Annotated in this window: 14 protein-coding genes; 9 read left to right on the top strand and 5 right to left on the bottom strand. The window is 60.8% G+C overall.

Going from position 1 to position 13,333, the window contains the following annotated elements; all coding sequences use genetic code 11:
* Nucleotides 1-126 precede the first annotated feature (126 nt).
* Nucleotides 127-1,020, bottom strand: a complete 894-nt coding sequence (locus ACI77D_RS12580; protein WP_407016677.1) for a GNAT family acetyltransferase — start codon at nucleotides 1,018-1,020, stop codon at nucleotides 127-129.
* 287 nt (nucleotides 1,021-1,307) lie between these two features.
* Here ACI77D_RS12580 and ctlX point away from each other — a divergent pair, with 287 nt between their 5' ends.
* From ctlX to ACI77D_RS12540, 8 genes are all read left to right on the top strand, one after another.
* The gene (gene ctlX / locus ACI77D_RS12575) at nucleotides 1,308-2,234 is read left to right on the top strand and encodes a citrulline utilization hydrolase CtlX (protein WP_407016675.1); all 927 of its coding nucleotides are present in this window, start codon (nucleotides 1,308-1,310) and stop codon (nucleotides 2,232-2,234) included.
* Between the two features lie 11 nt (nucleotides 2,235-2,245).
* Complete coding sequence (locus tag ACI77D_RS12570; protein ID WP_407016674.1) at nucleotides 2,246-3,292, top strand: ornithine cyclodeaminase; 1,047 nt, start codon at nucleotides 2,246-2,248, stop codon at nucleotides 3,290-3,292.
* 255 nt (nucleotides 3,293-3,547) lie between these two features.
* Nucleotides 3,548-4,327, top strand: a complete 780-nt coding sequence (locus ACI77D_RS12565; protein WP_064453043.1) for an ABC transporter substrate-binding protein — start codon at nucleotides 3,548-3,550, stop codon at nucleotides 4,325-4,327.
* 112 nt (nucleotides 4,328-4,439) lie between these two features.
* Nucleotides 4,440-5,141 (top strand): ABC transporter permease, encoded by a 702-nt coding sequence (locus ACI77D_RS12560; RefSeq protein WP_064453044.1) that lies wholly within the window; start codon nucleotides 4,440-4,442, stop codon nucleotides 5,139-5,141.
* Nucleotides 5,138-5,851 (top strand): ABC transporter permease, encoded by a 714-nt coding sequence (locus ACI77D_RS12555; protein ID WP_064453045.1) that lies wholly within the window; start codon nucleotides 5,138-5,140, stop codon nucleotides 5,849-5,851. The genes ACI77D_RS12560 and ACI77D_RS12555 overlap by 4 nt, the downstream gene beginning before the upstream one ends.
* Before the next feature lie 3 nt (nucleotides 5,852-5,854).
* Complete coding sequence (locus tag ACI77D_RS12550; protein ID WP_197627573.1) at nucleotides 5,855-6,694, top strand: ABC transporter ATP-binding protein; 840 nt, start codon at nucleotides 5,855-5,857, stop codon at nucleotides 6,692-6,694.
* A 4-nt stretch (nucleotides 6,695-6,698) separates the two neighbouring features.
* Nucleotides 6,699-7,196, top strand: coding sequence for an Lrp/AsnC family transcriptional regulator (locus tag ACI77D_RS12545; protein WP_064453046.1), 498 nt, complete (start codon nucleotides 6,699-6,701; stop codon nucleotides 7,194-7,196).
* A gap of 108 nt (nucleotides 7,197-7,304) precedes the next feature.
* Nucleotides 7,305-7,745: a hypothetical protein gene (locus tag ACI77D_RS12540; protein ID WP_262665393.1), complete on the top strand. Its 441-nt coding sequence runs from the start codon at nucleotides 7,305-7,307 to the stop codon at nucleotides 7,743-7,745.
* 52 nt (nucleotides 7,746-7,797) lie between these two features.
* Here the strand turns inward: ACI77D_RS12540 and ACI77D_RS12535 are convergent, their stop codons facing one another.
* From ACI77D_RS12535 to ACI77D_RS12520, 4 genes are all read right to left on the bottom strand, one after another.
* Entirely contained in the window at nucleotides 7,798-8,679 is an 882-nt protein-coding gene (locus ACI77D_RS12535) for a TIGR03915 family putative DNA repair protein (protein ID WP_407016669.1), read from the bottom strand.
* On the bottom strand, nucleotides 8,676-9,896 hold the full coding sequence (locus tag ACI77D_RS12530) for a putative DNA modification/repair radical SAM protein (RefSeq protein ID WP_407016667.1): 1,221 nt from the start codon (nucleotides 9,894-9,896) through the stop codon (nucleotides 8,676-8,678). The genes ACI77D_RS12535 and ACI77D_RS12530 overlap by 4 nt, the downstream gene beginning before the upstream one ends.
* A 66-nt stretch (nucleotides 9,897-9,962) precedes the next feature.
* Entirely contained in the window at nucleotides 9,963-11,300 is a 1,338-nt protein-coding gene (locus ACI77D_RS12525; protein WP_407016666.1) for a lysine N(6)-hydroxylase/L-ornithine N(5)-oxygenase family protein, read from the bottom strand.
* 120 nt (nucleotides 11,301-11,420) lie between these two features.
* Nucleotides 11,421-11,903: a sigma-70 family RNA polymerase sigma factor gene (locus ACI77D_RS12520; protein WP_064453050.1), complete on the bottom strand. Its 483-nt coding sequence runs from the start codon at nucleotides 11,901-11,903 to the stop codon at nucleotides 11,421-11,423.
* Nucleotides 11,904-12,159: 256 nt separating this feature from the next.
* On the opposite strand from ACI77D_RS12520, the gene ACI77D_RS12515 reads away from it, so the two are divergent.
* The gene (locus tag ACI77D_RS12515; protein ID WP_064453051.1) at nucleotides 12,160-13,332 is read left to right on the top strand and encodes an efflux RND transporter periplasmic adaptor subunit; all 1,173 of its coding nucleotides are present in this window, start codon (nucleotides 12,160-12,162) and stop codon (nucleotides 13,330-13,332) included.
* The last annotated feature ends 1 nt before the right edge of the window (nucleotide 13,333 follow it).

The raw sequence follows: 13,333 nt of genomic DNA, 5'->3' as shown, positions 1-13,333 counted from the left end.
AGTCACAACGCAAAACCCCTTGTGGGAGCTGGCTTGCCTGCGATAGCGCTCTATCAGTGACTGAATAAGTCGACTGTTACACCGCCATCGCAGGCAAGCCAGCTCCCACATTTGCTTGCGGCGTGCTCAGGATTGAGGCGGGATATTCGCCGCAATCTTCTTGCCCATGCTGATTCTCGGCTCCACCCCATACCCCAACGCCTCGTAAAACCCCACCACCGCGTCATTCCCGCCAGTAATCTGCAAATTGATCTTCATACACCCCAGCGCCGTCAACGCCTGCTCGGCATGCCGCACCAACGACGCGCCCAAACCCTGCCGCCGATAATCGCTGTGCACCGCCACCGAATACAGCCAGCCACGATGCCCGTCGTAGCCGGCGAGAATGCTGCCGATCACGGCTTTTTTATCCGTCGCCACAAAGAACAACCCATCGTTGACCGCCAGTTTCTTATCAATCGCCAACGTCGGCAGGTTGTGCGCGGTGTCATACCCAAACGCCTCCTGCCACAAGGCCACCACCTGCGCACGGTGCTGACGGTCGCGATACGGCCCAATGGGATGGCGGGATAACAACGCCTTCTCCATCACCAGCGTGCGCTCGTTGCCGTGATAGACATCGCGCACCGTGTGGAACCCCAGCTTGGTATAGAACGGCTCGGCCGTCAGCGAAGACGGCACGTTCAAGACCGTCACCCCGGCTTCGCGGGCACGCAGTTCGATTTCGATCATCAGTAGCCGCCCGATGCCCTGCCCTTGCAGCGCCGGGTTGACGAACACCGAGCGCACCACATTGCCGTCAAGGGCAGCAGTGGCGACGATCACCTGATCCTGAATCGCCACCAGCACCACCCGCCGCTGGAGCAAAGCCAGCACAGCGTCAGGCGTAAAATTACTCGCGACCCGAGCAATCACATCCGCCGGGTAATCCCGCGCATTGCTGCTGTGCAAGGCTGCCAGGATGACCTGGCTGATCCCCTCGGCATCGGCTGCCTGGGCGAGACGAACGGCGGTAGACATGATTCCTCCTGGCTGACGGCGTTACAACAGACGCAACAATACCAATGTGGGAGCGGGCTTGCTCGCGAATGCAGTCTTCCTGTCAATGCATCTGAACCTGACCCACCGCCTTCGCGAGCAAGCCCGCTCCCACAGTTTGACCTCATTCCAGCCTCTCTAGCCGATTCGGCTGCCCCACCCTACTTTTCAGCTTTCCCGGCTGAGCCGCCCCTCTGTTTCAGCCGGGATTCCCCCACCACAACGCACAAAATACTCCCACAGCTCAGCCCCCATGGACCCGTGCACCCATGCAAACAACAAACACTGTCCTGATGATTCGCCCGGCGCGCTTTGCCTTCAACCCGGACACCGCGATCAACAACCGCTTCCAACGCCCGCCCCTCGACCCACTCAGCGCGCAGCAGAAAGCGCTGGAAGAATTTGACGGCTACGTCGACACCCTGCGCCAACACGGCGTCGAAGTGCTGGTGGTGCAGGACACTCCCGCGCCTCACACGCCCGACTCGATCTTCCCCAACAACTGGTGGAGCAGCCACGCCGACGGCAGCCTGGTGCTGTACCCGATGGAAGGCCAGAACCGACGCTTGGAGCGCGACAAAGGCGTGCTGCAAGTGCTGGAGCAGCGCTTTGCGATCCACCACACCATCGACCTCAGCCACCTCGAACAACAGAACATCTTCCTCGAAGGCACCGGCAGCATGGTGCTCGACCGCCAGCACCGCATCAGCTACGCCTGCCACTCCGGGCGCACGCACCAGGACGCCCTGCGCCAGTTCGCCGAACGCCTCGACTATCAACTCTGTGTGTTCCACGCCGTCGACCGCCATCACGCGCCGATCTACCACAGCAATGTGATGATGAGCGTCGGCCGCGACCTCTCGGTGGTGTGCCTGCAAGCCCTGCCCGACGCCAGCGAACGCCTGGGCCTGGAACGCTCACTGCGCGACACCGGCAAAGACATCCTCGCCCTTGACTTCAACCAGCTCGAAGCCTTCGCCGGCAACATGCTCGAAGTCCACGACCGCGAGGGCCAGCCGTTGCTGGTGATGTCCGCCAGCGCCTGGGGCGCCCTGCAACCAAATCAGCGCCAACAGGTGGAACGCCACACGCGGCCGGTGGTGGTGAACATCGACAACATCGAACGCATCGGCGGCGGCAGTGCCCGCTGCATGTTGGCGGAAGTGCACCTGCCCGCCCGCCCCTCATTTCAATAAGGAGTCTTGCCATGACCCGTTACATCGACGTCAACGATCTCAGCTACCTGGTCTCGCAAAAAGGCCTGCAAACCTGCATCACCGAAATGGCCGAATACATCCGCGCCGACTATTTGCGCTGGCAGGACTTCGAAAAATGCGCGCGCCTGGCCAACCACTCGCCGGATGGCGTGATCGAGCTGATGCCGGTGTCCGACGCCGCGCTGTACGCCTTCAAATATGTCAACGGCCACCCCAAGAACACCCTGGCCGGCATGCTCACGGTGATGGCCTTCGGCGCGCTGGGCGACGTGGACACCGGCAAACCAGTACTGCTGGCGGAAATGACCCTGACCACCGCCATCCGCACCGCTGCCACCTCGGCGTTGGTCGCCCGCTACCTGGCGCGCGACAACAGCCGCAGCATGGCGCTGATCGGCAACGGCTCGCAAAGCGAGTTCCAGGCCCTGGCCTTCCACGCCATGCTCGGCATCAACGAAATTCGCCTGTTCGACATCGACGCCAAGGCCACCGCCAAGCTGGCTGCCAACCTCGAGGCCTTCCCGGCAATCAGAGTGATCCTGGCCGGCAGCGTTGCCGAAGCGGTGAAAGGCGCGGACATCGTCACCACCGTCACCGCCGACAAGGCCTACGCGACCATCCTCACCGACGACATGATCGAACCCGGCATGCACCTGAATGCCGTGGGCGGCGACTGCCCCGGCAAGACCGAGCTGGACCGACGTATCGTCGAACGCGCCCGCGTGATCGTCGAGTACGAACCGCAAAGCCGCATCGAAGGTGAAATCCAGCACATGCCGGAAGATTCGCCGGTCACCGAGTTGTGGCAGGTCCTCAACGGCCAGAAGCCGGGTCGCGAAAACGCACGCCAGGTCACGCTGTTCGACTCGGTGGGTTTTGCCATCGAAGATTATTCGGCACTGCGCTATGTGTTCGATGTGGCCAACGCGTTGGATGTGGGCAGCACACTCGAACTGGTGCCGGACCTGGCCGACCCGAAAGACTTGTTTGCACGCTTGGCCCAACAGCCGCGCGCACAGCAGAAAAAGCGCGCCTGAGACCGCTCTGGTCTGCCGCTTTGCGCCGATGGCAGGCCAGAACCTCACCCGCAAAAAGCCGATTTTGCGCGTGCAGCAGCCGATTCCGCTGCATTGCGCTTTTTAACAGCGCAATTCGCGCTTTATGCACCGGATAAACGACACAAAAAACGCACCACCATGAAGCATTCTGAGCCCGACCAAAGAGTCAGCAAATGAATGCACGCTGCACCCTTTCACTGCCCTGACATCAATTACAAAATATAGGGACGCCCCATGACTCCACTGCGATCACTCTTCGCTGCATTGCTGTTGCCTCTGTGCGCCAGCGCCGCCCACGCCCAGGACTGGAAAGAAATCCGCTTCGGCGTATTCCCCGAATACCCGCCCTTCGAATCCGTGGCCGCCGACGGCAGCCTGCAAGGCTTTGATATCGAGTTGGGCAACGCCATCTGCGCCAAGCTCGAAGTGAAATGCACCTGGGTGCACAACGAATTCGACGGCATGATCCCGGCCCTGCGCGCACGCAAGTTCGACGCGATCATGTCATCCATGGCCGTGACGCCGGCGCGCGAAAAAGTCATCGACTTCACGGACCGGCTGTTCCTCAGCCCGACCTCGGTGATCACCCGCAAAAGCGCCGACTTCGGCGACACCCCCGAATCCCTGAAAGGCAAACAGGTCGGCGTGCTGCAAGGCTCGCTGCAAGAAGCCTATGCCCGCGCGCACCTGGCCAAGCTCGGCGCGCAGATCAAGGCGTACCAGTCCCAGGAACAGAACTACGCCGACCTGCAAAATGGCCGCCTCGACGCCACCCTGACCGACAAGCTCGAAGCCCAGCTCAACTTCTTGTCCAAGCCTGAAGGCGCCGACTTCAAGACCGGCCCGGCCTTCAAGGACCCGACCCTACCCCTGGATATCGCCATGGGCCTGCGCAAAAACGACGCAGACTTGCGCGCGCTGATCAACAAAGGCATCGCCGCCGTGCAGGCCGATGGCACCTACGCACAGATCCAGAAGAAGTACTTCGGCGATCAGGATATCTACAACGAGTAAGTCAACGCCAGCCCTGTGGGAGTTGGCTTTTTGTGGCGAGGGAGCAAGCTCCCTCGCCACAAAAAAACAGCTCCCACAGTAAATCTCTGTGCTCCATCGAGATCTCCCCCCCATGAACGAATTCCTCAACCTGCAAGGCTACGGCCCCATGCTCGCCCAGGGTGCCTGGATGACGGTCAAGCTGGCATTTCTGGCCCTGGCCCTGAGCCTCGCCTTGGGCCTGATTGCGGCCGGCGCCAAGCTCTCCAGCGTCAAAGGGCTGCGCGTGCCCGCCACGCTATACACCACGCTGATCCGCAGCGTGCCGGACCTGGTGCTGATCCTGCTGATTTTCTACAGCCTGCAACTGTGGCTGAACGACCTCAGCGAAGTGTTCGGCTGGGATTATTTTGAAATCGACCCGTTTACCGCCGGGGTGATCACCCTAGGGTTTATCTACGGTGCGTATTTCACCGAAAATTTTCGCGGCGCGATCCTCAGCGTGCCGGCCGGGCAGCTTGAGGCCGCCACCGCCTACGGCTTGAGCCGCTGGCAGCGCTTCCACCTGGTGCTGTTCCCGCAGTTGATGCGCTTTGCTCTGCCGGGCCTGGGCAATAACTGGCTGGTGCTGCTCAAGTCCACCGCGCTGGTGTCGATCATTGGCCTGTCGGACCTGGTCAAGGCCGCACAAAACGCAGGCAAGAGCACCAACGAGCCGTTGTATTTCCTGATCCTCGCCGGCGTGGTGTACCTGGTGATCACCACCCTTTCCAACCGCATCTTCAAGCGTCTAGAACGGCGCTACAACCTCGGCATCAAGGGGATGGCGCGATGATCGAACTGTTCCAGCAATACGGCCTGGCCTACCTGTTCAGCGACGGCGCCGGCTTGTCCGGAGTCGCCATGACGCTGTGGCTGTTTGTCATCTCGGTGATCCTGGGTTTTGTGCTGTCGATCCCACTGGCGCTGGCCCGCGTATCGGAGCACTTCTGGCTGCGCTGGCCGGTTGAGGTCTACACCTACCTGTTTCGCGGTACGCCGCTGTATATCCAGTTGCTGATTTGCTACACCGGGCTGTACAGCCTGGAGGTGGTGCAGGACAACGCCCTGCTCAACCAGTTTTTCCGCAATGCGCTGAACTGCACCCTGCTGGCGTTTGTGCTCAACACCTGCGCCTACACCGTGGAAATCTTCGCCGGGGCGATCCGCAATATTCCCCATGGTGAAATCGAAGCAGCACGCGCCTACGGCTTGCATGGCTGGCGGCTGAACCTGTTTGTGGTGGTGCCCGCCGCGCTGCGCCGTGCATTGCCGGCCTACAGCAATGAAATGATCCTGATGCTGCACGCCACCTCGCTGGCGTTTACCGCCACCGTCGCCGACATCCTCAAGGTGGCCCGCGATGCCAACGCCGAAACGTTCCTGACGTTCCAGGCCTTCGGTATCGCCGCCCTGCTCTACATGCTGCTGTCCTTTGCACTGGTGGGCCTGTTTCGACTGGCCGAACGTCGCTGGATGCGTTTTCTTGTTCCTACCCGAGGCTAACCCATGAATCAGTCCGCGCAGGCCCTGGCCACTTATCCCGCAGATGTACACACCGCGCCGTCCGCCAAGGCGGTAACGGCAGCCGTCAAACTCCAGGTCGAAGGCATTCATAAACGCTACGGCGACCACGAAGTGCTCAAGGGCGTTTCCCTCAATGCGCGCCAGGGCGATGTGATCAGCCTGATCGGCGCCAGCGGTTCGGGCAAAAGCACGATGCTGCGTTGCATCAACTTTCTCGAACAACCGGACGCTGGGGTAATCACCCTCGACGGCATCAGCATCGAGATGCAGCAAGGCCGCGCCGGCACCCGCGCGCCGCACCAGGCGCAACTGCAGAACCTGCGCACGCGCTTGGCCATGGTGTTCCAGCATTTCAACCTGTGGAGCCACATGACCGTGCTCGAAAACATCACCATGGCCCCCCGCCGGGTGCTGAATGTCAGCGCAGCGGAGGCTGAAAAACGTGCACGAATGTACTTGGACAAAGTCGGCTTGCCGGGCCGTGTGGCGGATCAATACCCAGCGTTTCTGTCCGGTGGCCAGCAACAGCGCGTGGCCATCGCACGGGCGCTGGCGATGGAGCCGGAAATCATTTTGTTCGACGAACCGACCTCCGCGCTGGACCCTGAACTTGTAGGAGAAGTCCTCAAAGTCATACAGACGTTGGCCGAGGAAGGTCGTACCATGTTGATGGTCACCCACGAAATGGGCTTTGCCCGCCAGGTGTCCAGCCAAGTGCTGTTTTTGCATCAGGGCCGAGTCGAAGAACAAGGCGGCGCCGAGATCCTCGACCACCCCAGCAGCGAACGTTTGCAGCAATTTCTTTCCAATCGTTTGAAGTGAACTCATGGATACCAAGGCCAACGGACCCCATTCTTCCTCTGCGCTGGATCGCATCGATGAGGCCATCATCGACGTGTTGCGGCACCAGGGGCGTATCACCTACGAAAAGCTCTCGTCACTGGTGCACCTCACGCCCAGGCCCTGCCTGGAGCGCGTGCGCAAGCTGGAGCGGCGCGGCGTGATTCGCGGGTATGGGGCGATCATCGATGTGCAGATGGTCTCGCCGGGGCTGTCACTGCTGGTGCTGGTAGCCTTGTCCAATCAAAGCGGGCGCTCGGCGCAGAAGGCCTTTGAAGCGTGCGTCAAAGCCTGCCCGCAGGTGTTCGAATGCCAGTTGATCAGTGGGCCGTTTGATTACAGCCTGCGCATGCGCTGCCGGGACATGGAGCACTACCGCGTGCTGACGGAGACCTGGTTGAACAACGACGAGTTGCACATTGATAAATTAGTGGCGCATCCGGAGTTGGCGGTGGTTAAAAACACCGCAACTGAGCTGGCTTAAACACCGTCCATCGCTGCAGATCGTACAGAGCGTGGGAATGATCATCATGTTGCAGCTTGAAACACCACGGTGTTATACAAACCACTCTTCTGATTGGCGGCCTCAAGGATGAACACCATCAAAACATCATTATTGATCTGCGCATTACTCACCTGCCTCGTCTCTACTGCCACCCAGGCAGCCCCACCCGGCAGCGACGCTACAGCCACCTGGTTCAAGGTGGCCATGGGGATATTGTCGGGAGCTTCGTGTCAGAATCGCCTGGTGCCTGCTGATCGCGAACAGTGTATTCGCAAAAACCGCGAACAGGCTTGTCGTGATTTCCCGGACGGGATCGAGAAAGAAAACTGCCTGAAAGAGCTACCTGGCGTTGCAAGCAAACCCACTGCTTCAGGCACTCAACCTTCCGGCGCAGATTACGCACTGAAGAATGTGATGCCCGCCAGTACTCAAAACTATCGCCCGCCGATTAAAACTGATGACTTCGATTCGCCGTTGAAGCAGTTCGTCAGCCCTCCCGCTGAAAGCCCGACCCCGCACACGAACTAAACAACACAAACCCCATGTGGGAGCTGGCTTGCCTGCGATGGCGGTTTATCAGTCAACTTTGATTTGACTGGCCCACCGCCCTCGCAGGCAAGCCAGCTCCCACATTGATAGGGTTCGCAATGCGCTTACCGGGCTTTGCGCCTACAAGCTTCGCCTGCCCGTCCTTCTGCTTCCCCGTACGCGCCTCGCTGATCAACCCCGGAATCAATTTTCCCTCCGGCAGATTCTTCCAGAACCGGCTGGGCAGGTGCCCTTCCATCACCTTGGGGTTCAACCGCGCAGGGTTGAAGATGAGGCTGTAGTAGGTCAGCCACATGGCGCTGTGCGGGTCTTCGACATTTTGCGCCAGTTGCCGCCACGCATCGGGGCACTCGCGCTGATGAATCAACTGCTCCCCGTCGTAATAAACCCCGTCCAGCGGAGTGGCAATCATCCAACGATGACGGCCCATGCGCCCGACAAAGTGTTGGCTGGCTGACTTCAGAATGTCATGGGCCGGCTCGTGCCACGCCACATATTCCGGCAACTCGCTGCCCGCCTCTGCCGGCAACGCGATAAACCGCACAAAGGCATGCAGGTGATGGGCTTCACGACTGACCTGCTTGATTCGCCGCTGCAACTCGCTGCCCAGTTTGTCGCCCGCGAGCATTGCGGTGCGGTCGCCATGGCTGACCCGCCACAGCACCTCGTACAGCAAGCTCCAGCGCTGATCGCCGTGGTAACAAGCGGCCGATTCCAACAGCTCCAACAGCGCCTTGGGAATTCGCGCCTGAAATGGGCCAAGCTGCTCAGGGATCGGCTCGTCGGTCGCAAACAGGTCCGCCACCTCGGCCTCGCCCCAACTCACCTGGCTGGGGTCGACCTGATGGCTGAGCAGCCAGCGTGCCTGTTCGCGCCAGGTGCTGAAGAGGTTGTCGCATTCCAGGCTGATCATCCCCACAACCCCATTTGCTGTGGCTGCGGGCGGTCACGCAGTTGTTCGCGCAGCAGCACGCTGGTGCTTTCAGCCTGTTGCGGGTGGTAATCGCTGGTGATGAAAAACGGCTTGGCCTTGGCCAGCACGCAGCGCATGCGCGCCAGGTCTTCGAAGCGGATCTTGCGTTCGCGGCGCAGGTCCACCAAACGCTGGGTGGTGCGCAGGCCGATGCCGGGGATACGCGCGATCAGGGTCGGTTCGGCGCGGTTCAAGTCCAGCGGGAATACCTCGCGGTGTTCCAGGGCCCAGGCCAGCTTCGGATCGATATCCAGCGCCAGGTGCCCTGCGCCTTCAAACAGTTCGTTGGCGCTGAAACCGTAGCTGCGCAACAGAAAGTCCGCCTGATACAAACGGTGCTCGCGCATCAGTGGCGGTGCCGCCAGGGGCACGCTTTTCGGGCTGTTGGGAATAGGACTGAACGCCGAGTAATACACGCGGCGCAACTTGAAGTTGCCATACAACGCCTCAGCGCCATGCAAGATGGTGCTGTCGTCGGTGTCATCGGCGCCGACGATCATCTGCGTGCTCTGCCCAGCCGGAGCGAAACGCGGAGCGCGCGGTTCGTTGAGGACGGTCTGTTCGCCGGTGTAGATGGTCTGCATCGCTTGCTTGATCGACACGATCTGCTTCTCCGGCGCCAGGGTTTGCAGGCTGGCATCGGTGGGCAGTTCAATATTCACACTCAACCGATCGGCATAGCGCCCGGCCTCGGCGATCAGCGCCGGGTCGGCTTCGGGAATGGTCTTGAGGTGGATATAGCCGCGAAAGTCATGCTCTTCGCGCAAGAGCTTGGCGACCCGCACCAGTTGCTCCATGGTGTAGTCAGCCGAACGGATGATGCCGGAGCTGAGAAACAGCCCGCTGACGCAATTGCGCCGGTAGAAATCCAGGGTCAGGGTGACTACCTCCTCCGGGCTGAAACGCGCGCGGGGCACGTCACTGGAGCGGCGGTTGACGCAGTATTGGCAATCGTAGAGACAGAAGTTGGTCAGCAACACCTTGAGCAACGACACACAGCGCCCATCCGGGGTGTAACTGTGGCAGATCCCCATGCCATCGGTGGAGCCCAGGCCCGACTTGCCCTCGGAGCTGCGCTTGGGCGCGCCACTGCTGGCGCAGGAAGCGTCGTACTTGGCGGCGTCGGCAAGGATGCTGAGTTTTTCGATCAACTGCATGGAGGGCTACCGATACTGGTTTTTTGTACAGTATCAGGCAGCCCTGCCTGTCACAAGTGCAGCCTGTCAGCTGGCGGTGGCCAGGAGCAAATCCTGCACCGAACGCCCCTTGCCCCGGCTGCGATCGTTTTCATACAGCGACGCGGCAATCTCGTCGGCACGAATCGGCAATACCGAGAGCAACGTGTCACTCAAGCCATGGCTGGCCTGGCTGAAACCCTGTATGTAGATCCCCGCCTTGCAGCGCTCGTCCGTGACGATGCGATAGTCGCGGGCCACCTCGAAGTCGCCCATATAGGCTTCCAGCGGCGCCAGCAGTTCGCGGTGCATCTGGCGCTCGTAGCCGGTGGCCAGGATGACTGCGTCGTAATGGCTGAGGCTGGTTTCGCCGCTGGCGTTGTTGCGCAGCGTCAACTCGATGCCCAGCGGCCCGGCGGTGGCTTTTTCGACCACGGTCATGGTGCGGAAGGCCTGTCGGGCAACGCCGGAGACTTTCTGGCGGTAAAAAATACCGTAGATCCGTTCAATCAGGTCCAGGTCCACCACCGAGTAGTTGGTGTTTTGGTATTCGGCGACCAGCCGCTCACGCTCGGCGCCGACTTGCTGGAACACCAGATCGGTAAACGCCGGTGAAAACACTTCGTTGACGAACGGGCTGTCATCGGCTGGCTTCAGTGCCGAACCGCGCAGGATCATATCGACCTGCACCGACGCAAAACTGTCGTTGAGGTCGATGAAGGCTTCAGCCGCGCTCTGGCCACCACCGATGATCGCAATCCGCATCGCTTTGCCTTCAACGCATGGCTGCTGGGCCATGCGCGCCAGGTACTGGGAATGGTGGAACACCCGGCCGTCGTCCTTGAGCGCCTTGAACGCCGGCGGCACACGAGGCGTGCCACCGGCGCTGACCACCACCGAGCGCGTGGTGCGCACATGCTGCTCGCCCAGTGCATCGCGGGAGATCACGCGCAACGCTTCGACGTGTTGCTGATGCAGGATCGGCTCGATGGCCAGCACTTCCTCGCCATAGCGTGCCTGGGCCTGGAACTGCCCGGCAACCCAGCGCAGGTAGTCGTTGTACTCCATGCGGCACGGGTAAAAAGTGCCCAGGTTGATGAAGTCCACCAGGCGGTCGTGGGCCTTGAGGTAGTTGACGAAGGAGTAAGGGCTGGTGGGGTTGCGCAAGGTCACCAGGTCCTTGAGGAACGAAATCTGCAGTTCACTCTGGGTCACCAGGGTATTGCCGTGCCAGCGGTAGTCGGCCTGCTTATCGAGAAACAGTGCATCCAGTTTGCCCTGGGCTTTTTCGCGCTCCTGCAGGGCGATGGCCAGCGCAAGGTTCGATGGGCCGAAACCGATACCGATCAGGTCGTGAACCGCGGGCGAAGCAATTGCCTGTGTCATTCCAGTGTCCTCTGGATAAGCCCCTTGGCGGTGGGGCGGGAATACCTTGCAAGACCTCAACAACAGGTCATGTGTTGATAGGAAACGAGGACAGTGAAATAAAATTTAACTAATCATTGATCAGTGCGCGTCCCACTCGCGCATACGCACCCGGCAGTGCTTCATGGCGTTGACGATATGTTTTTCCACCAGGCTGCGGGAAATGCTCAGGTGCTCGGCGATTTGCGGGTGGGACAGGCCATCGAGCTTGCGCAGCAGGAAGCTCTCGCGACAGGTCACCGGCAGCTCGGCCAGGGCGCGCTCGAGCATATCGAGGCGGCGGGCCTGATCGTGGCTGGCATGGGGTGAACCGGTGGCGAAGCGTTCTTCGCTGTCCAGCACTTCCAGGGGTTCGGACTGGCGCAAGGCGTTGCGCCGATGCCCGTCAATCACCAGGTTCAACGCGGTGCGGTACAAAAAGGCGCGCGGTTGTTCGATCGGCGTGTCACTGGCGCGCTCCAGCACCCGGACGTAAGCGTCATGCACCACATCCTCGGCCACCTGACGGTTGCCCAGCTTGGCGTTGAGGAAACACACCAGCTCGCGATAGTAGTTTTCCAACATGACTCCCGACCGCCTGGGAAGACGGCATCAGATCCTTGAATGCTAAAGACGACAGCCAGCGGATAGTGGCAGTTTGAGTGCGTGCAATTTATAGTAATTCTCATCTACTTTTAAAGAAGTCTCGCATCAACGCACGATTTTTTTATTCGACGGAGCTGTTACGGCATATGTAAGCACCTAAATCTTCGGGCGATTTTCTCGTATAACAGTCAGCCCTCCGCAACTGCGGTCCAAACTTCCTGGCTGGAACCAACGCATGAAACGCCCTCGCCCCGCCCGACGCGCCCTGCTTGCTGTCGCGTGCCTGATTCCCCTCATTGCGCTGGCCGCCTGGCAGGTACTGCCGCCAGGCCGCGACACCTTGGCCACGGTCACCGTAACGCGCGGTAACATTGAAAACAGCGTCACGGCACTGGGCACCCTGCAACCGCGCCGGTACGTCGATGTGGGCGCCCAGGCGTCCGGGCAGATTCGCAAGATCCATGTCGAAGCCGGGGATCAGGTCTCGGAAGGCCAATTGCTGGTGGAAATCGACCCCGCCACGCAACAGGCCAAACTCGACGCCAGCCGCTACGCCATCGAAAACCTCAAGGCTCAGTTGCAGGAGCAGAAGGCTCAGCACGAACTGGCGCGCCAGAAATACCAACGCCAGCAACGCCTCGCGGCCGGGAACGCCACCCGCGAAGAAGACGTGCAAACTGCCAGGGCCGAGCTGGACGCCACCCAGGCGCGCGTCGGGATGTTCCAGGCGCAGATCCGCCAGGCCCAGGCCAGCCTGCGCAGCGACGAAGCCGAGTTGGGCTACACGCGCATCTTCGCACCGATGGCCGGCACAGTCGTCGCGGTGGACGCGCGGGTTGGCCAGACGCTCAACGCTCAACAACAGACGCCACTGATCCTGCGCATCGCCAGGCTATCGCCGATGACCGTGTGGGCCGAGGTCTCCGAAGCCGATATTGGCCACGTCAAACCCGGCATGACCGCCTATTTCACCACCCTCAGCGGCGGCAGCCGGCGCTGGACCAGCACCGTACGCCAGATTCTGCCGATACCGCCCAAGCCGCTGAATGAAACCAGCCAGGGCAATGGCAGCCCAAACAGTACGAGCAAAACCGGCAGTGGCCGCGTGGTGCTCTACACCGTGCTGCTGGATGTGGACAACGCCGATAACGCGCTGATGGCCGAAATGACCACTCAAGTATTTTTCGTCGCCAGCCAGGTCAAGGACGTCCTCACCCTACCGGTAGCAGCCCTGCTCGGCAGCCCCGGCACCGACAAGCCGATTGCCCGGGTCGTGGCCAAAAACGGCGCCATCGAAAAACGCGAAGTACGCCTGGGTATCAGCGACCGTTTGCGGGTTGAAGTGCTGGAAGGCCTGAACGAAGACGATCATGTGTTGATCGGTCCGGCCAACGGCAGTGGGGGCTGAT

It is taken from the genome of Pseudomonas sp. O39, assembly GCF_045447295.1.
GTDB classification, from domain to species: Bacteria; Pseudomonadota; Gammaproteobacteria; order Pseudomonadales; family Pseudomonadaceae; genus Aquipseudomonas; species Aquipseudomonas antarctica_A.
Note: the sequence above shows the minus strand (reverse complement) of the source record. Positions and strands in the feature narration are given on the sequence as shown.